The following is an 18,081-nucleotide window of genomic DNA, read 5'->3' on the forward strand; positions in this document are numbered from 1 at the left end:
CAGGGCACCTTGGCCGGCTAGCGCCACAAAAGCTTTATAATTCAGGGTTTTGACGATTTTTGCGGAGTATTGAATGCCGATTTATGCCTACCGCTGTGAAGAGTGCGGCTTTGCCAAGGATGTGCTGCAGAAGCTGTCCGACCCGGTATTGACCGATTGCCCGGAGTGCGGCAAAAGCACGTTCAAGAAGCAATTGACCGCGGCCGGCTTCCAGCTCAAGGGGAGCGGCTGGTACGTCACCGATTTCCGCGGCGGCAACAAGCCGCCTGCCACCGGCACGGCTGTCTCGTCTGGCGAGAGCAAGGCCGCCGACACCAAGACTGCCGAATCGAAGTCCAGCGACAGCGCACCGGCAGCAGCGGCCGCCAAGCCGGCGGCGACCGACAGCACCCCGAAATGACTATCTGAAAACACTGGTCCTCACAACAATGCGTAAATATTTTATTACCGGCCTGCTGGTCCTGGTGCCCCTGGCGATTACCGTCTGGGTGCTGAACCTGGTCATCAGCACGATGGACCAGTCGCTGCTGATCGTGCCTGAACGCTGGCAGCCGCATACGCTGATCGGCTTCGAGATCCCGGGCCTGGGCACGATCCTGACGATCCTGATCATTTTTGTGACCGGCCTGCTGACCAATAACCTGGTTGGCAATTACGTTCTGCGCCTTTGGGAGAGCCTGCTCAAGCGGATCCCGGTGGTCAGCTCGCTGTATGGCAGCGTCAAGCAGGTGTCCGATACGCTGTTTTCGTCGTCCGGAAATGCCTTTCGCAAGGCCGTGCTGATTCCCTACCCGCACGCCGATTCGTACACCATCGCGTTCCTGACCGGCGTGCCGGGCGGCGACGTGAAGAACCACCTGGTCGGCGACTACGTCAGCGTGTACGTGCCGACCACGCCGAACCCGACCTCCGGCTTTTTCCTGATGATGGAAAAAAGCCGCGTCGTCGAACTGGACATGTCGGTCGACGCGGCGCTGAAGTACATCGTCTCGATGGGCGTTGTTGCACCAGAATAAAAGAACAACGGCGCCGACCACGGCGTCATATTGACAACTTAAGGATCTAACTATGTCTTCCATGCGTACCAACTACTGTGGCCTCGTGACCGAAGAGCTGCTGGGCCAAACCGTCAGCCTGTGCGGCTGGGTGCATCGTCGCCGTGACCACGGCGGCGTGATTTTCATCGACCTGCGCGACCGCGAAGGCCTGGTGCAGGTGGTCTGCCACCCGGACAATGCTGCTGTCTTCCAGGCCGCGGAAAACGTGCGCAACGAGTACTGCCTGCGCATCACCGGCACCGTCACCAACCGCCTGGAAGGCACCGTCAACAGCAACCTGAAGTCGGGCAAGATCGAAGTGACGGCCACCATCGTCGAAGTGCTCAACGCATCGGTGACGGTACCGTTCCAACTGGACGATGACAACCTGTCGGAAACCACCCGCCTGACCCACCGCGTGCTCGACCTGCGCCGCCCGCAAATGCAGAACAACCTGCGCCTGCGTTACAAGGTGACGATGGAAGTGCGCAAGTACCTCGACAACCTGGGTTTCATCGACATCGAAACGCCGATGCTGACCAAGTCGACGCCGGAAGGCGCACGCGACTACCTGGTGCCGTCGCGCGTGAATGCCGGTAAATTCTTCGCGCTGCCGCAGTCGCCGCAGCTGTTCAAGCAGCTGCTGATGGTGGCCAACTTCGACCGCTACTACCAGATCACCAAGTGCTTCCGCGACGAAGACTTGCGCGCCGACCGCCAGCCTGAATTCACCCAGATCGACTGCGAGACCTCGTTCCTGACCGAGCAGGAAATCCGCGACCTGTTCGAAGACATGATCCGTATGGTCTTCAAGAACACGCTCGATATCGACCTGCCGAACCCGTTCCCGGTCATGGATTACGCCACCGCCATGGGCATGTACGGCTCCGACAAGCCGGACATGCGCGTCAAGCTGGAGTTCACCGACCTGACCGAGGTGATGAAAGACGTCGACTTCAAGGTGTTCGCCGGCGCCGCCAATATGGTCGGCGGCCGCGTGGTCGGCCTGCGCGTCCCGCAGGGCGGCACCATGCCACGTTCGGAAATCGATGCGTACACGCAGTTCGTTGCGATCTACGGCGCGCGCGGCCTCGCTTACATCAAGGTCAACGAGAAAGCCAATGGCCGCGATGGCCTGCAGTCGCCAATCGTGAAAAACCTGCATGACGAAGCGCTGGCCAAGATCATCGAGCAAACCGGTGCGCAAGACGGCGACCTGATTTTCTTCGGCGCCGACAAGGCCAAGGTCGTCAACGACGCGATTGGCGCGCTGCGCGTCAAAATCGGTCACTCCGAGTTCGGCAAAAAGGCTGGCCTGTTCGACGACGTGTGGAAGCCATTGTGGGTGGTCGACTTCCCGATGTTCGACTACGACGAAGAGTCGGGCCGCTGGACCGCCACGCACCACCCGTTCACGGCGCCGAAAGACGGCCATGAAGACATGCTCGAAACCGATCCGGGCGCCTGCATCGCCAAGGCCTACGACATGGTCCTGAATGGCTGGGAACTGGGCGGCGGTTCGATCCGTATCCACCGCGAAGAAGTGCAGAGCAAGGTATTCCGCGCGCTGAAAATCGACGCGGAAGAAGCCCAGCTCAAGTTTGGTTTCTTGTTGGACGCGCTGCAATACGGCGCGCCGCCGCACGGTGGCCTGGCCTTTGGCCTGGACCGTATCGTGACCATGATGACCGGTTCGGATTCGATCCGCGACGTGATCGCGTTCCCGAAAACCCAGCGCGCGCAGTGCTTGTTGACCAATGCGCCGTCGGAAGTCGACGAGAAGCAGCTGCGTGAACTGCACATTCGTTTGCGTGGTGCTGAGCCGAAGGTGGCTTAAACTTATCGCCTCCCTCTGCACGTCATCCCCGCGCAGGCGGGGACCCATAGCAACTTCGCGCAGCGTTATCGCTTCATCGTAAGTGGCATGGATCCCGGCCTTCGCCGGGATGACGGTTTGTAGGTTGGTGGTGGAAGATTGTTCCTATTCCCGCCATGCCATCGCACAAAATCCCCATCTCCATCCTGGTCGTGATCCACACGTCCGACCTCGACGTCCTCCTCATCGAACGCGCCGACCGCGCCAACTTCTGGCAATCCGTCACCGGCTCCATCGACGCCCCCGACGAACCCTTGCTCGAAGCGGCCATCCGCGAACTGTTCGAAGAAACCGGCATTGTTGCTGATGGAGCAAGCATTATCCTGCGCGACTGGTGTCTTTCCAACATCTACGAAATCTACCCCACCTGGCGCCACCGCTACGCCCCCGGGGTCACCCAGAACACCGAACACGTTTTCTCCGTCTGCGTTCCGCGCGACATTCCCATCCTCCTGTCCCCGCGCGAACATGTCGCACACGCCTGGCTGCCGCTGCTGGAGGCGGCCGACCGCTGCTTCTCGTCCTCGAACGCGGAAGCGATCCTGCAGTTGCCACGCCATCTACAATAATTGTCCATAACTGTTGTTCATAAGATACTCAACAGTTTGACTTCCCTGCAATATTGACCTATCGTAAATTCATCCCGCAGGCGTATGCCATGCGCGGACCATCCTGCTGCGTCAGACGGCTGCATTGCCGTCCCGTGTCCGACACAAAGGCGCGCCAACTCTGGGGAGAGAACTGTTGAACAATGCATCAGCGCAGACCGAGCTTCAGGTCAAATCGATGAAGAACGTAAATGGCTTGTTGGAGATCGAATTACCTGGGGGCCTGATTTTGACGGGACCCTGTCTGCTCGCGCCACTGCCGCCCTCTGCCGCATCCCGTCTGCGCGCCGATGCGGTGCCGGATCACCTCTGGATGGTGGACGGCGCCGGGCACGACGTGGCCGCCTAAAACGCGTGACTGGCCTGCAGGCGTGCCAGCAGCGTGCGTTTGACCGGCGCGCTGATGCTGTCGCCTCGAATGCGCGGGCGTGGCGCCGGGACGTCGAAGGTTTCTGTTCCATTTGACCCGAGCAGCACGACCCGGTCGCTCAGGTGCAGCGCTTCGTCGATATCGTGCGTGACCAGTAAAATCGTCAGCCGCCTCGCCGCTGCTACCCGCAGCAGCACATCCTGCAACTGCATGCGCGTAAAAGCGTCGACGCTTGAGAACGGTTCGTCGAGCAGCAGCACGCGCGGCCGCGTGGACAGGCCGCGTGCAATCGCCACGCGTTGTGCCTGGCCGCCCGAGAGCTGGTGTGGCAGGGTGTCGCCGAAGCCATTCAAACCGACGTCGCCCAGCAACTGCTGCTGGTCGGCACCGCCGCCGAACGCGATGTTTTGCGCCGCCGTCAGCCACGGGAACAGGCGCGGCTCCTGGAAAATCAGGCCAATCTCGTCATGTGGCCCCTGGATTGGCACGCCATCGAGCAGCACGCGGCCGCGGTAGGCGGTATCGAGTCCGGATGCGATCGTCAGCAGGGTGCTCTTGCCGCAGCCGCTCGCGCCCACCAGGCTGACGATTTCACCCGCATGCAAGGTGAGCTGGATATCGCGCAGGATCTGACGCTCGCCGTGCTGCTTGCTGGCGATCGATACGTCGAACAGCGCCGTCATGGGTTCGTCGCCTGGAAGCTGTCGCGCCAGGATAAATAGCGCCGCTCCAGCGCGCGCAGGCCGCTGTCGCTGGCTTTGCCCAGCAGTGCCAGCAGCACGATGGCGGCAATCACGATATCGGCGCGGCTGGTTTCGCGCCCGTCCGACAGCAGGTAGCCCAGGCCCCGGCTGGCGGCAATCAGTTCGGCCGCCACCATGAACATCCAGGCCAGGCCCAGGCCATTGCGCAGGCCCGTCATCAGCGACGGCAGCGCGGCCGGCAGCAGCACGCGCCGCAGCAGCGCGCCGCGCCCGAGGCGGTACAGGCGCCCGACTTCGACCAGCTTGCGGTCCACGCCGCCGATCCCGGCCACGGTGCCCATGTACACCGGGAAGAAAGCGCCGATGGCGATCAGGACCAGTTTGGGCGCTTCGTCGATGCCCAGCCACAGCAGCAGCAAGGGCACCCAGGCCAGCGAGGGAATCGCGCGCAGCGCCTGCAGGGTGGGGTCGAGTATGGCATCAAGGCGGCGGCTCAGCGCAACGGCCGCGCCAAGCAGGATGCCCAGCGCGGCGCCGCTGGCAAAGCCGATGGCGACCCGCAGCGCGCTGCTGGCCACGTGCGCGGCCAGGCCATGTTCAGCCAGCGCGATGATCGTCTGCAGCACCTGGCTGGGCGCAGGCAGCAGGTTGGCCGGAACCGCGCCGCTGCGCACGCCCACTTCCGCCGCCACCAGCATGGCCGCCGGCAGCAGCAGGCCCAGTGGGAAGCGCCAGCCGTGCCGCGCCGGCGTTCTCGGCAAGCGCAGTGCGCGCGTGTTCATGTCTTGCGCGCGATGTAGGGCTGGGCGAAGCGGGTGTCGACCAGGCCGTTGATGACTGCGGCAATATCGGTACCCGGCTTGACCAGCGCTTCATCGCGCAGGATCGGCGCGGCCAGCTGCAGCGCTTTGACGTGTTCGCTCGATGGCTGCGGATTGGAAAAGTCGCTGCGCAACTTGATTTGCAGGAGCGCTACCGGCAGCGATACCTTGGCTTCTTCGGACAGGATCTTGGCGCCGGCGACCGGGTTGGCGATCAGCCACAGGCGCGCCCGTTCGTAGTTCTGGATGACCTTGGCCACGGCGGCCGGCTGCTCCGCCAAAAAGGCCTGGCGCACATTCAGGAAGCCGTAGGTATTGAATGCCACATTCCGGTACAGGAGGCGGGCGCCGCCTTGCAGCTCGCTGGCCGCCATGTGCGGATCGAGGCCGGCCCAGGCATCGACCTGGCCCTGTTCCAGCGCTGCGCGGCCGTCGGCATGCTGCAGGCTGACGTGTTCGATGTCGCTGCGCTTCAAGCCCACGCTGGCCAGTGAGCGCAGCAGGAACAGATACGGATCGGTGCCCTTGGTGGCGGCGACTTTTTTGCCCTTCAAATCGGCCAATGTCTTGATCGGCGAGTCTTTGCGCACCACCAGCGCGGTCCATTCGGGGCGCGAAAAGATGTAGGGCGTCGTGATCGGGTTGCCGTTTGCCTTGGCCAGCAGGGCGGCCAGGCCGGCGCTGGAACCGATGTCGATGCTGCCTGCGTTGAGGTATTCGAGCGCGCGATTGCTGCCCGCGCTGAGCACCCATTTGATATCGGTGCCATCAGCCTTGAAGGCTTCTTCCAGCCAGCCGAAGTGGCGCAGCACCAGGCTGGTGGGCGAATAATAGGCGTAGTCGAGGCGCAGCTCTTTCAAGGGTGCGGCCAGCGCCAGGCGCGGCAGGGTGGCGAGGGCGGCCAGTTGGAGCAAGGTTCTACGCTGCATGGAGGTCTTTCAGGAGGGGAGGATCGATGCGGACCTGGCGGCCCGGGTGCTGCGAAGGGAGGCGCGGTCCGGTGCCGAACAGCTGTTCGCGCAAGGTGCCGTCGATGTCGCCCGGGCGGTAGCGGCCGCGTTCCCGCAGCGCGGGCACGATCAGGTCGACCACGTCGCGCATGCTGTCATGGGCCACCGCGAAGGCCAGGTTGAAGCCGTCGATGCCGGTGGCGTCGAGCCAGCTTTCGAGCTGGTCGGCTACCTGGGACGGATCGCCGACGATGATCGGGCCGCGCCCGCCAAGGCCGATGAACAGCGCCGCTTCGCGCACCGTCCACACCTTCGACGGGTCGGCCGCGCTGAGCGACGCCAGCGCCGAGCGGCCGGCGTCCGTGTCGATGTAGTCGATGGTGGCGTCCAGCGCGAGCTTGCTGAAATCGACCCCGGTCCAGCCAGACAGCAGCGTGAGTGCCGCCTCGATATTGATGTGACGTTCATAATCGGCCAGTTTCGCGCGCGCTTCGGTTTCTGTTGGCGCGGTGACGATCAGCGCCTGCGCATACACCAGCAGCGCGTCGCCGTCGCGCCCGGCCGCAGTGGTGGCGGTCCGGGCCTGGTCGACGTACTGCTTGACGATTTTTTTGCTGGGGCCACTGAGGAAGGTGGCCTCGGCGTGGCGCGCGGCAAAGGCGACGCCGCGCGGCGATGCGCCGGCCTGGTACAGGAGTGGCGTGCGCTGTGGCGACGGTTCGCACAGGTGAATGCCCGGTACGGTGTAGTGGCGGCCGCGATGATGGATGGGGTGAACCCGTGCCGGATCGGTGTAGACGCCGCGTTCCTTGTCGCGCACCACGGCGTCATCGTCCCAGCTTTTTTCCCACAATTTATAGACCACGTCGAGGTATTCGTCGGCCAGGTCGTAGCGCGCGTCGTGCCCCAGTTGCTGGTCCAGGCCCAGGTTGCGCGCCGCGCTGTCGAGGTAGCCGGTGACGATATTCCAGCCGATGCGCCCGCGCGTCAGGTGGTCGAGCGTCGAGATGCGGCGCGCAAAAGTATAGGGATGTTCATAGGTCAGCGCCGCGGTGACGCCGAAGCCCAGGCGGCGCGTGGCGTGCGCCATCAGGGGCACCAGCGCCAGCGGGTCGTTCAGCGGCACCTGCACGCCGTGGCGCAGGGCCGCATCGACGCTGCCGGCGTACACGTCGTACACGCCCAGCACGTCGGCCAGGAAAATCGCGTCGAAGCCGCCGCGTTCGAGCAGTTGGGCCAGTTCGACCCAGTGATCGGGGTCGGTGTAGCGATGGCTGGTGTCGCGCGGATGGGTCCAGAGGCCGGGCGACTGGTGCCCGGCCGCGTTCATCTGGAAGGCATTGAAACGGATCGGCTTCATGGCAGGCTGGCCTGTTTTGCCGGGGCGGTTCCTTCCAGCACCAGCTGGTAATCGGTCTTGGCGTAGCCGGCAAAATATTTGTTGGTGACGGCCAGGAATTCGCGCGAGCGGTACGCCGCGGCGATGTCGCGCGCAAACGGTTCGTCCTTGTCGGCCGTGCGTACCGCCACGCGATTGACGTAATTGGCCGAGACCTTTTCCTTGGCCAGCGCGTCGGTCAGTTTCAGGCGCGACGCCAGCGCATAGTTGCCGTTGATGAAGGCGTAGTCGGCGTCATCGAGCGCGCGCGGCAACTGCGCCGCCTCCAGTGGCAGCAGCTTGATCTGCCGGATATTGGCGGCGATGTCCCGTTCGGATGCGCGCACCGGATCGAATTTTTCGCGCAGCTTGATCCATCCGAGCTGGTCGAGCATGACCAGGGCGCGGGCCTGGTTGGTGGGGTCGTTCGGCAGCGCCACCGTGGTGCCGGCTTTTACTTCCGCCAGTGCCTTGTGCTTGCGGCTGTAGATGGCGATCGGCGCGGTCGGCACCGTCACCAGGTCGGTCAGGGCCAGCTTGTGGTCAGCCGAGAATTTGGTGAGGTAGACGATGTGCTGGAACACGTTCGCATCGAGCGCCCCTTCGGCCAGCGCGAAGTTCGGCTGGATGTAGTCGTTGAATTCGATCAGGCGCACCTTATAACCCTGCTTTTCGAGGATGGGCTTGATGCCCAGTTTGACCTGGTCGGCGTAGGGACCGGCACTGGTGCCGATGACGATTTCTTTCGGGTCTTTGGCGTAGGCGCTGGCACTGACGGCGATGGCAAGGGCAAGGGCGGGAATAGCAAGGCGCATGATGGAGGTCCGGTTAGCGTTGGTCGATATGTCTGGCGATGCGGGTGCCGGTGAACTGGATCGCCTGCACCAGCGCGATGAGGACCAGCACGGTGATGACCATGACGTCGGTCTCAAAACGGTAGTAGCCGTAGCGGATGGCCAGGTCGCCGATGCCGCCGCCGCCCACCACGCCGGCCACGGCCGAATACGACAGGAAGCTGATGGCCAGCACCGTCAGGGCCAGCACCAGGCCGGCGCGCGCTTCCACCAGCAGCACGCGCAGGACGATCTGCAGTTCGGAGGCGCCCATCGCGTGCGCCGCTTCTATGACGCCGCGCGGCACATCGCGCAGGTTCTGTTCGACCAGGCGCGCAAAATACGGGATGGCCGCCAGCGACAGCGGCACGGCCGCTGCCAGCGGCCCGATCGAGGTGCCGGCAATGAAGCGCGTGAACGGCACCAGGGCGACCAGCAAAATAATGAAGGGGAAGGAGCGCACCGTGTTGACGAACCAGCCCAGGATCAGCGCGGCGGGGCGGTTTTGCAGCGACTGGCCGTCGGCCACCAGAAACAGCAGGATGCCGAGCGGGCCGCCCAGTACCAGCGCGGACGCCAGGCCGATGCCGAGCATGGTCAGGGTCTGGCCCAGCGCGACCGTCAATTCCGGCAACAGCGTCAAGAATTTTTCAAGCATGGATCGCCTCCTGCCGGGCGGGCGCCGTGCCGTACTGGGCCAGTTCACGGCCCAGCGCGGTACGGCGGATGCCGGTGTCGGCCAGCGCAAACTGCTCGGCAATGGCGCCATCCTCGATGACTGCGACGCGGTTGCAGATGGCGCCGAGTACGGCCAGCTCGTGGCTGACGATGACGATGGTGACGCCAAGTCGCCGGTTGATGTCGCGCAGCGTTGCCAGCAGCGCGCGCGTGGTGTCGGGGTCGAGCGCGGAGGTCGGTTCGTCGCACAGCAGCACCGCCGGGCGGCTGGCCAGCGCGCGGGCAATCGCCACGCGCTGCTTCTGGCCGCCGGACAGCTGGGCCGGATAACTGTGTTCCTTCTCAAGCAGGCCGACCAGTTCCAGGCATGCGTGCACGCGCTCGCGTACCTGCGTGGCCGGCGTCTTGTGAATGCGCAGCGGGAAGGCGACGTTGTCGAACACGGTGGCGTTTTGCAGCAGGTTGAACTGCTGGAAAATCATGCCGATGTTCTGCCGGGCCGAGCGCAGCGCAGCCTTGTTCAGGCCAGTCAGTTCGCGTCCATCGACAGTGACACTGCCGCTGTCCGGGCGCTCGAGCAGATTGATCAGGCGCAGCAAGGTCGATTTGCCGGCGCCGCTTTTGCCGATCAGGCCAAACACGTCGCCCGGCCAGACCTGCAGCGACACATTGCGCAGCGCGTGAAAACGCTGGCCGCGCGCCAGCGCAAACGATTTCTTCGCGCCCTCAATGGTAATAACAGGGTGCATGGTCACGAATACGGCGTCGGTGTCGGCAGGGTGCCGTCCAGGGCGTAGCGGCCCAGGTCGCGGATCTTGTAGTCGATCGGGTCATGCAGCGTGTGCACGCGCGCGTTGCGCCAGAAACGGTCGAAGCCCAGTTTGGCAGACGTGGCGCGCGCGCCGGCCAGCTCGAACATCTGGCTGCTGATTTCGATGCCGGCGCGGTGCGCCAGCGCTTTCGCTTCGGCGCCGGCGACCGCGACTGCTCCCCGTTCCGGTGCCGTCAGGGCGGCGCCGCGCCGGAAGGCCCGTTCCAGCAAGCTGCCTGCGTGGTCGCTGGCCAGTTCGGCGGGCCGCAGCAACAGCCACAGCTGGCCGTAGCGATGCTGGACCAGCGGATCGTCGCTCGCTTTCTCGACCCCGGACGCGAACCAGGCGCGCGCCTGTTCGCTGGTGTAGCTGCGCGCCGCCTCGAACGCGCCCTGTGCGATGCCCAGGTACAGATTGGTCATGATCAGCTGCGCCACCTGCGAGCGCAAGGTGGCCTGCGGCGTGGGGGCTTGTCCCGGCAGTTGCAGCACCAGCTCGCGTGGCAGGTGCACGCCGTTAAACCGCACATTGCCGCTGTCGGTCTGGCGCTGGCCGAAGGCGTCCCAGTCGGGCTGCACCTCGACGCCGGTGGCATTGGCCGGCAGCACGCCGATCAGCGCGGCGCCGGCCGCTTCATCCCAGGCGGAGACGGTAAGCCAGTCGGCGCCCACTGAGCCGGACGAAAAGCTTTTGATGCCATCCAACGTAAAACCGTCGGCGTGCGCGGTGGCGATGGTGCGCTTGTCGAGCGGGTTCAGCGCATTCCCCCAGAACAGCTGGTCACGCACGGTGGCCGTCAACAGGCGGCGCTGTTGTTCCTCGCTGCCATACAGCGTGATGCCGGCCAGCTGAAGGTGATGAAAGCCGAACACGTGGGCCAGCGCGCTGTCGGCCCGGGCCAGGATACGGATCACGGCATACACGGTTTCCCAGCTGGCGCCGGCGCCGCCGAATTCAGTGGGAATCGACAGCGTCAGCAAGCCGGAATCACGGATCAAGGCCCGTTCTTGCGCTGCATGGCCGCCAGCGTGGTCGCGTGCGACGGCCGTCGTGGCGAGGCGCGCGGCCAGCGCGTGCGCAATGCGCAATGGGTCGTCGGTTTGTAACTGGAGCACGGTGTCAGGCATGGAAACGCAATCGTAGGAAGTCGATGTTTCTTATCCTGCGCCGCGCTGCGCGTTATGTGAACGAAGATATCTGCTCATCGATATGCGTAAACCGCGCGAACAAAAACCGTATATCCAATTTCGAAACCATTCGTTTTCATTTCGCCGGGCCAGACGTAGCCTTTGCCACCATCACCACACTTTTACAATATGACTGTCATCCTGATCAGCGGCAGCCCGTCGCCCGCCTCCAGCGGCGCCCGCCTGCTGCACCACATCGGCGCATGCCTCGCATCGCACGGCCATGAATGCATTCGCCTGCAGGTGCGCGACCTGCCCGCCGCGGCGCTGCTGCATGGCGATGGCAGCGACCCCGCCATCGCGCGCGCCCTGGCGCAAGTGGAAGCGGCCGATGCCGTGGTCATTGCCACGCCGATCTACCAGGCATCCTTTGCCGGCATCCTGAAATGTTTTCTCGACCTGCTGCCGCAAGAAGGCCTGGACGGCAAGCTGGTCTTGCCGGTGGCCACCGGCGGCAGCCAGTCGCACCTGCTGGCGCTCGATTACGCACTGCGGCCCGTCTTGTCTGCGTTGGCAGCGCGCTTCATCCTGCCCAGTATTTATGCGGCCTCAAGCCAGCTGGTGTGGCATGCCGAGGACGGCTTGCAGCTCGACGCACCGATCGCCAGCCGGGTCACGCGCGGCGTCGAGCAGTTGTCCGCCGAATTATTTGCGCTGGCGCTGCGCCGCCCGCGCCAACTCGATCCACTCACTGCGATTGCCTGACACCTTATGAGCAAACTGAACGAACGGCGCCACGCCCTCTCCCTGATGGGGGCAAGCCTGCTCGCGGCGGGCTTGTCGACCAAGGCATTCGCCCAGCCGGCGCGCGAGCTGCGCATCGGCTTCCAGAAATACGGCACGCTGACGATACTGAAAGGGCGCGGCACGCTGGAGCAGCGCCTGGCGGAGAAAAACATCACCGTCAAATGGACCGAGTTCCCGGCCGGCCCGGTGCTGCTCGAAGGACTGAACGTCGGCAGCATTGATTTCGGCACGGTCGGCGAAGCCCCGCCGATTTTTGCGCAGGCGGCCGGCGCCAACCTGGTCTATGTCGGTCACGAACCGCCGTCGCCGAAAACCGAGGCGATCGTCGTGCCCAAAGGATCCACCTTGCGCACGCTGGCCGACCTGCGTGGCAAGAAGATCGCGGTGAACAAGGGATCGAACGCCCACTATTTATTGGTCAAGGCGCTGGAGAAAGCCGGGATTGCCTACACCGACGTTCAGGTGGTGTTCCTGGCGCCATCCGATGCGCGCGCCGCGTTCGAGCGCGGCGCCATCGACGCCTGGTCAATCTGGGATCCCTTCCTGGCAGCGGCCGAAAAGCAGCTGGGTGCACGCGTGCTGGCCGACGGCACCGGGCTGGTGGCCAACCACCAGTTTTACCTGGCAGCGCGCCCGTACGCGGAGAAGCAGAGCGAGATCGTCGCCATCGTGCTCGATGAGTTAGCCAAAGTGGACGCCTGGGGTAAAACCCATCCTGCCGAAGTGGCTGCCATCCTGGCGCGCCAGACCGGCCTCGATTTGCCGGTGGTGGAGCTGGCGGCCAGTCGCTACAGCTATGGCGTGACGCCGCTGTCGCCCGCCGTCATCAGCCAGCAGCAAGCCATCGCCGACACGTTTACGCGTTTGAAACTTATTCCCACATCGATCGTGGTCAAGGACGCCCAACTGGCGTCGCGACCTTAGGAGCATACATGAACATTTTCTGGTTTATCCCCACCCACGGCGACAGCCGCTACCTCGGCACCGCCAAGGGCGCCCGCACGGTCGATGCCGATTATTTAAAACAGTGCGCGGTGGCGGCCGATACCCTAGGCTACGACGGCGTGCTGCTGCCGACCGGGCGCTCCTGTGAAGATGCATGGGTGGTGGCGTCGTCGCTGATGTCGGTAACGCAAAAACTGAAATTCCTGGTCGCGATCAGGCCTGGCCTGTCCAGCCCCGGCCTGGCGGTGCGCATGGCGTCTACCTTCGACCGCCTGTCGAACGGGCGCCTGTTGATCAACGTCGTCACCGGCGGCGACCAGGGCGAACTGGAAGCGGACGGCGTGTTTGCCGACCACGCCAAACGCTACGAAATCTCGGACGAATTTTTCCGCATCTGGCGCGCCACCATGGCCGGCGAGGGCGGCGCCGCCGGTTACGATTTCGAGGGCAAGCACCTGCAAGTAAAGGGCGCCAAGACACTGTACCCACCGGTGCAAAAACCGTATCCGCCGCTGTACTTCGGCGGCTCGTCCGAGCCGGCCCACGAGCTGGCGGCCGAGCAGATGGACGTGTATCTCACCTGGGGCGAGCCGCCGGCCGCGGTGGCCGAGAAGCTGGCCGACATCCGCCAGCGCGCAGCAAACCATGGCCGCACGGTGCGCTTCGGCATCCGCCTGCACGTGATCGTGCGCGAGACCAACGAGGCCGCGTGGCGCGCCGCCGACGAGTTGATCAGCCACCTGGACGACGAGGTCATCGCCAAGGCGCAGGCGGCGTTCGCCAAGATGGATTCGGTGGGCCAGCAACGCATGGCCGCGCTGCACGGCGGGCGGCGTGACAAGCTGGAAGTGTCGCCCAACCTGTGGGCCGGCGTGGGGCTGGTGCGCGGCGGGGCAGGCACCGCGCTGGTCGGCGACCCGGAGACGGTGGTGGCGCGCATGCGCGAATACGCAGACCTCGGTATCGACACCTTTATTTTGTCCGGCTACCCGCACCTGGAAGAATCGTACCGGTTTGCCGAACTGGTGTTCCCGCTGCTGGGCAAAGGCAAGGCGGCAGGGGAGCAGTCGATCACCGGACCGTTCGGCGAGATGATGGCCAGCGATATTCTGCCAAAACGCGTCCCCGACCATACCGGGCAGAAGGCGGCCTGATGAAACGCTTGTCCGCACTGGCGCCATGGGCCTTGCCGCTGGCCCTGATCGCGGTGTGGGAAATTGCCGCGCGCATCGGCTGGCTGTCCAGCCGCATCCTGCCCGAACCGTGGGCCGTGGCGCAAGCCTTCTGGACCCTCACCGCCTCGGGTGAATTGTTGCTGCACCTGCGTACCAGCCTCTGGCGCGCGGCCAGTGGATTTGCCATCGGCGCCGGCGCCGGCCTGCTGCTCGGGATGTTGACCGGCAGCGTGCGCCGGGCCGAAACGCTGCTCGACACCACCTTGCAAATGGTGCGCAACATTCCCGCGCTGGCCCTGATTCCGCTGGTGATTTTGTGGTTCGGCATCGACGAATCCGCCAAGCTGTTCCTGCTGGCCGTGGGGGTGTTCTTCCCCGTGTACCTGAATACCTTTCACGGCATCCGGTCGGCCGACCAGTCGCTGGTTGAAATGGCAAAGAGTTATGGCGTGTCGGGCTGGCCCTTGTACCGGGACGTGATTTTGCCGGCCGCCTTGCCTTCCATCCTGGTGGGCGTGCGCTTTGCGCTCGGGCTGGTGTGGGTACTGCTGATCGTGGCTGAAACCATTTCGGCGCAGTCGGGCATTGGCTACATGACCATGAATGCGCGTGAATTTCTCCGCACCGACATCGTGCTGGTCGGAATTTTGCTGTACGCCCTGCTGGGCAAAGGCGCCGATGTGCTGGCGCGCGCCCTGGAACGGCGCTGCCTGCGCTGGAATCCGGCTTACCGCTAAGGAGAAACTGATGAACACCAACCTCCTCGAACAGGACACCCTGGGTGCTGCCGCCGCACGCGGCGTGGCGCTGGCCTTGCACCAGGTGCGCAAATCGTTCGGCACGCGGCGCGTGCTGGACGGCATCGACCTGACGCTCGCGCCCGGCGAATTCGTTGCCGTCGTCGGTCGCAGCGGCTGTGGCAAGAGTACCCTGCTGCGTGCCATCGCCGGCCTCGACCAGCTCGATGCCGGCACCATTCAAGGCAGTGGCGCGATGCGCATGATGTTCCAGGAGGCGCGCCTGCTGCCGTGGAAATCGGTACTCGACAATGTGCGCCTCGGAACTGGGGACAGCCAGGCCGCGATGGCGGCCCTTCAGGCAGTCGGCCTGGCCGGGCGCGCATCCGACTGGCCGGCCGCGCTGTCCGGTGGCCAGAAGCAGCGGGTGGCGCTGGCGCGCGCGCTGGTCCACCGGCCGCCCTTGCTGTTACTCGACGAACCGCTGGGCGCGCTCGATGCACTGACCCGCATCGAGATGCAGCGCCTGATCGAGTCGCTGTGGCTGGCGCGCGGTTTTACGGCGGTGCTGGTGACGCACGACGTCCAGGAAGCCATCGCGCTGGCAGACCGCGTGCTGGTCATCGAGCAGGGACAGATCGCGCTGGATGTGACCATCGACTTGCCGCGCCCGCGCCGGCGCGATGCCGCGTTTGCTGCGCTGGAGACCCGGCTGCTCGATCGCCTGCTGGCTGTTTGAAGCGGGCTGCGCACGATAGACACTTGTTCCGGAATGCAAGTGTCGGATGGGGTTAGAATGTTCCCATGAAGATTCGTGTCGCGACATACAACATCCACAAAGGTGTTTCCTCCATCGGCAACCGTCCCCGCGTGCTGGCGCTCAAAAAAGCGATCGGCCTGTTTGGTGCGGACGTCGTTTTCCTGCAGGAAGTGCAAGGCAAGCACGACCATTTCTCGGCCAAGTTCGGCGCCGAAACGCGCGGACGGCGCCAGTGGCCGGACGGCGCCCAGCATGAATTCCTGCGCGGAGACATGTCGCACTCGGCGTATGGGATGAACGCCATCTATGACCATGGCCACCATGGCAATGCCCTGCTGTCGAGCTTCCCGATTGCCAGCCAGACCAATGATGATGTCTCCGATCATGCTTACGAGCAGCGCGGCATTTTGCACTGCATCCTGGAAACGGAGACTTGCAAGGTGCACTGTTACGTCGTTCACCTGGGCCTGTTCGAAGCCGGACGTGGTCGCCAGACCGATTTGCTGATCCAGAAAGTGCTGGCCACAGCGCCGCCGGATGAACCCGTCATCATCGCCGGCGATTTTAACGACTGGCGCAACAACCTGTCGGCGCGCCTGCGCGAGGCGCTGGGGGTGTGCGAAGTGTTCGATGAACTCGGCAAATCGAATATGATCGGCGATCTCGCACGGCGCCTCGTCGGGCGCGGCAAGACCGTCAACCCGGCGCGTACCTTTCCGGCCGCCATGCCATTGTTGCGACTGGACCGGATGTATGTGCGTGGTTTCAAAGTGGAACAGGCGCAAGTGCTGCACGGCCCGACCTGGGCGCGGCTGTCGGATCACGCACCGATCGTTGCCCACCTCGCGCTGTCCTGATCGGCATGCGTTCGGTCCAATACGTCGCCAACAACACCGTGACGCTGCTGGAAAGCGGCGTGCAGTTTTTCCCCGCATTGCTGGCCGCCATTGATGGCGCCGAGAACGATATCCTGTTCGAAACCTATATCTGGGCCACCGACGAGAGTAGCGCCAAGGTCGAGGCGGCACTCATCGCGGCTGCCAAACGGGGCGTCAAGGTGCGCGTTGTGGTCGACTGGTTCGGGACCGGTAACGCCACGACCAAGCGCTTGCGCGAGGCGTTTTGCAGCAATGGCGTGCATTACCGCGTGTTCAATCCGTGGTTTAGACGCGGCATCAGCCGCACGCACCGCAAGATCACCGTGGTCGACAATGCCATCGCCTTTGTCGGCGGCATCAACATCAACGATGACTGGCTGTGCGACTACAAGCCGGACGAAAAATTGCCGGCGCCACGCTGGGATTTCGCCGTCAAGGTGACCGGACCGCTGGTGGCGCAGATCCACCTGGAAGCCCAGGCGCAGTGGGCGCGCGTTGGGCACCTGGACGTGCTCAAACGCATGAATCTGTTCCGCGTCTTGAAACAAGTGCCGCCGGGCGAGGGCGATGGCCCGATGCAGGCCGGCTTTGTGGTGCGCGACAATTTGCGCAACCGCCGCACCATCCAGCGCGCGTATCTGAAAGCGCTGGGCGGCGCCAAACACAGCATCCTGCTGGCCAACCCATATTTTGCGCCCGGCCGTAAATTCCGCGAGGCGCTGGCCAAGGCAGCCGAGCGCGGCGTCGATGTACAACTGCTGATCGGCGTGGGCGAATTCAAGTTGCAGGATGCCGTGGCGCACTCCTTCTATCCCAAGCTGATGGCGTCCGGCGTCAAAGTGTTTGAATACCGCAAGACCCAGCTGCATGCCAAAATTGCCGTGGTCGACAATGACTGGGCCACCGTCGGTTCCAGCAACTGTGATGGCTTGTCGCTGTTCGTCAACCAGGAAGCGAATGTCGTGGTCAAAGATGCCGCGTTTGCCGCCACCGTGCGGGTGCACATCCAGCGCGGCATCCTCGATGGCGCCGCCATCGGCGACGATGAGTTGAAACAGATGAGCTGGGCGCGCCGGACCAGCTATGCGGGTGCCTATCTTGCCTATAAACTGGCGATGCGGGTTTTTTCGATAGGATATGCATGAGTGACACCAACGTACGCATCGACAAGTGGCTGTGGGCCGCACGTTTCTTCAAAACCAGGTCGCTGGCCACCGATGCGGTCGATCGCGGCCGCGTGCGCCTCGATGGCGACAGCATCAAACCGTCGCGCACCGTCAAGCTGGACGACAAGCTGACCATCGACAACGGCTCGAATGTGTGGGAGGTGCTGGTGACCGGCATCTCCGACCAGCGCGGCTCGGCGACGATTGCCGCGACCCTGTATCAAGAGACGCCCCAGAGTATCGAAAAGCGCGAGAACGACCAGACGGCGCGGCGCCTGTTCCGCGAACCGGCACTCGACATCAAGGGCCGTCCAAGCAAACATGACCGGCGCGCCATGGGCAAGGCCAACGGCTGAGTTCGCGCCGAAGATAGAACCGCGCCTCTAAAGTTCAGGTTTGACTTTTGCGCCCCATTAGAT

At 64.1% G+C, this 18,081-nt stretch carries 21 protein-coding genes; 13 read left to right on the forward strand and 8 right to left on the reverse strand.

All coding sequences use genetic code 11. The annotated features are described in order from the left end of the window. The first annotated feature begins 73 nt into the window (after nt 1-73). The 5 genes from V6M87_RS22185 (at nt 74) to V6M87_RS22205 (ending at nt 3,870) form a co-directional block, all read left to right on the forward strand. Nucleotides 74-400, forward strand: a complete 327-nt coding sequence (locus tag V6M87_RS22185) for an FmdB family zinc ribbon protein (RefSeq protein WP_332878847.1) — start codon at nt 74-76, stop codon at nt 398-400. A gap of 28 nt (nt 401-428) precedes the next feature. After that, a complete protein-coding gene (locus tag V6M87_RS22190) occupies nt 429-1,016 on the forward strand; it encodes a DUF502 domain-containing protein (RefSeq protein ID WP_332878848.1) in 588 nt (195 codons plus the stop codon). A 52-nt stretch (nt 1,017-1,068) separates the two neighbouring features. Beyond that, on the forward strand, nt 1,069-2,874 hold the full coding sequence (gene aspS, locus V6M87_RS22195) for an aspartate--tRNA ligase (RefSeq protein WP_332878849.1): 1,806 nt from the start codon (nt 1,069-1,071) through the stop codon (nt 2,872-2,874). A 155-nt stretch (nt 2,875-3,029) separates the two neighbouring features. After that, complete coding sequence (gene nudB, locus V6M87_RS22200) at nt 3,030-3,482, forward strand: dihydroneopterin triphosphate diphosphatase (protein ID WP_332878850.1); 453 nt, start codon at nt 3,030-3,032, stop codon at nt 3,480-3,482. 175 nt (nt 3,483-3,657) lie between these two features. Next, nucleotides 3,658-3,870 carry a hypothetical protein gene (locus V6M87_RS22205; protein WP_332878851.1) on the forward strand — a complete coding sequence of 71 codons (213 nt, stop codon included), beginning with the start codon at nt 3,658-3,660 and terminating at the stop codon, nt 3,868-3,870. Here the strand turns inward: V6M87_RS22205 and V6M87_RS22210 are convergent. The 8 genes from V6M87_RS22210 to V6M87_RS22245 are packed head-to-tail and all read right to left on the reverse strand — an operon-like array spanning nt 3,867 to nt 11,194. After that, nucleotides 3,867-4,574 carry an ABC transporter ATP-binding protein gene (locus V6M87_RS22210; RefSeq protein ID WP_332878852.1) on the reverse strand — a complete coding sequence of 236 codons (708 nt, stop codon included), beginning with the start codon at nt 4,572-4,574 and terminating at the stop codon, nt 3,867-3,869. The two genes, V6M87_RS22205 and V6M87_RS22210, sit on opposite strands and share 4 nt — an antisense overlap. Next, the gene (locus V6M87_RS22215) at nt 4,571-5,377 is read right to left on the reverse strand and encodes an ABC transporter permease (RefSeq protein ID WP_332878853.1); all 807 of its coding nucleotides are present in this window, start codon (nt 5,375-5,377) and stop codon (nt 4,571-4,573) included. The genes V6M87_RS22210 and V6M87_RS22215 overlap by 4 nt, the downstream gene beginning before the upstream one ends. Continuing rightward, the gene (locus V6M87_RS22220) at nt 5,374-6,345 is read right to left on the reverse strand and encodes an aliphatic sulfonate ABC transporter substrate-binding protein (RefSeq protein WP_332878854.1); all 972 of its coding nucleotides are present in this window, start codon (nt 6,343-6,345) and stop codon (nt 5,374-5,376) included. Before V6M87_RS22220 ends, V6M87_RS22215 begins: the two co-directional genes overlap by 4 nt. After that, a complete protein-coding gene (locus V6M87_RS22225) occupies nt 6,335-7,726 on the reverse strand; it encodes an LLM class flavin-dependent oxidoreductase (protein WP_332878855.1) in 1,392 nt (463 codons plus the stop codon). The genes V6M87_RS22220 and V6M87_RS22225 overlap by 11 nt, the downstream gene beginning before the upstream one ends. Beyond that, a complete protein-coding gene (locus V6M87_RS22230) occupies nt 7,723-8,559 on the reverse strand; it encodes a MetQ/NlpA family ABC transporter substrate-binding protein (protein ID WP_332878856.1) in 837 nt (278 codons plus the stop codon). Before V6M87_RS22230 ends, V6M87_RS22225 begins: the two co-directional genes overlap by 4 nt. Nucleotides 8,560-8,572: 13 nt before the next feature. Continuing rightward, nucleotides 8,573-9,235: a methionine ABC transporter permease gene (locus V6M87_RS22235; RefSeq protein WP_332878857.1), complete on the reverse strand. Its 663-nt coding sequence runs from the start codon at nt 9,233-9,235 to the stop codon at nt 8,573-8,575. Then, on the reverse strand, nt 9,228-10,004 hold the full coding sequence (locus V6M87_RS22240) for a methionine ABC transporter ATP-binding protein (protein WP_332878858.1): 777 nt from the start codon (nt 10,002-10,004) through the stop codon (nt 9,228-9,230). Before V6M87_RS22240 ends, V6M87_RS22235 begins: the two co-directional genes overlap by 8 nt. A gap of 2 nt (nt 10,005-10,006) precedes the next feature. Beyond that, nucleotides 10,007-11,194: an acyl-CoA dehydrogenase family protein gene (locus V6M87_RS22245; RefSeq protein ID WP_332878859.1), complete on the reverse strand. Its 1,188-nt coding sequence runs from the start codon at nt 11,192-11,194 to the stop codon at nt 10,007-10,009. A gap of 189 nt (nt 11,195-11,383) precedes the next feature. On the opposite strand from V6M87_RS22245, the gene ssuE reads away from it, so the two are divergent. From ssuE to V6M87_RS22285, 8 genes are all read left to right on the forward strand, one after another. Next, nucleotides 11,384-11,959: an NADPH-dependent FMN reductase gene (gene ssuE, locus V6M87_RS22250; RefSeq protein ID WP_332878860.1), complete on the forward strand. Its 576-nt coding sequence runs from the start codon at nt 11,384-11,386 to the stop codon at nt 11,957-11,959. A gap of 6 nt (nt 11,960-11,965) precedes the next feature. Next, complete coding sequence (locus V6M87_RS22255; protein ID WP_332878861.1) at nt 11,966-12,925, forward strand: sulfonate ABC transporter substrate-binding protein; 960 nt, start codon at nt 11,966-11,968, stop codon at nt 12,923-12,925. An 8-nt stretch (nt 12,926-12,933) separates the two neighbouring features. Continuing rightward, nucleotides 12,934-14,100 carry an FMNH2-dependent alkanesulfonate monooxygenase gene (gene ssuD / locus V6M87_RS22260; protein WP_332878862.1) on the forward strand — a complete coding sequence of 389 codons (1,167 nt, stop codon included), beginning with the start codon at nt 12,934-12,936 and terminating at the stop codon, nt 14,098-14,100. Then, nucleotides 14,100-14,858, forward strand: a complete 759-nt coding sequence (gene ssuC, locus V6M87_RS22265) for an aliphatic sulfonate ABC transporter permease SsuC (protein WP_332878863.1) — start codon at nt 14,100-14,102, stop codon at nt 14,856-14,858. The genes ssuD and ssuC overlap by 1 nt, the downstream gene beginning before the upstream one ends. Nucleotides 14,859-14,868: 10 nt before the next feature. Continuing rightward, entirely contained in the window at nt 14,869-15,597 is a 729-nt protein-coding gene (locus V6M87_RS22270; RefSeq protein ID WP_332878864.1) for an ATP-binding cassette domain-containing protein, read from the forward strand. A 65-nt stretch (nt 15,598-15,662) separates the two neighbouring features. Then, nucleotides 15,663-16,475, forward strand: coding sequence for an endonuclease/exonuclease/phosphatase family protein (locus V6M87_RS22275; RefSeq protein WP_332878865.1), 813 nt, complete (start codon nt 15,663-15,665; stop codon nt 16,473-16,475). 5 nt (nt 16,476-16,480) lie between these two features. After that, complete coding sequence (clsB, locus tag V6M87_RS22280; RefSeq protein ID WP_332878866.1) at nt 16,481-17,641, forward strand: cardiolipin synthase ClsB; 1,161 nt, start codon at nt 16,481-16,483, stop codon at nt 17,639-17,641. Continuing rightward, nucleotides 17,638-18,018 carry an RNA-binding S4 domain-containing protein gene (locus V6M87_RS22285; RefSeq protein WP_332878867.1) on the forward strand — a complete coding sequence of 127 codons (381 nt, stop codon included), beginning with the start codon at nt 17,638-17,640 and terminating at the stop codon, nt 18,016-18,018. The genes clsB and V6M87_RS22285 overlap by 4 nt, the downstream gene beginning before the upstream one ends. The last annotated feature ends 63 nt before the right edge of the window (nt 18,019-18,081 follow it).

Source organism: Massilia sp. S19_KUP03_FR1 (assembly GCF_036688685.1).
Classification (GTDB): Bacteria; Pseudomonadota; Gammaproteobacteria; order Burkholderiales; family Burkholderiaceae_D; genus JALYUM01.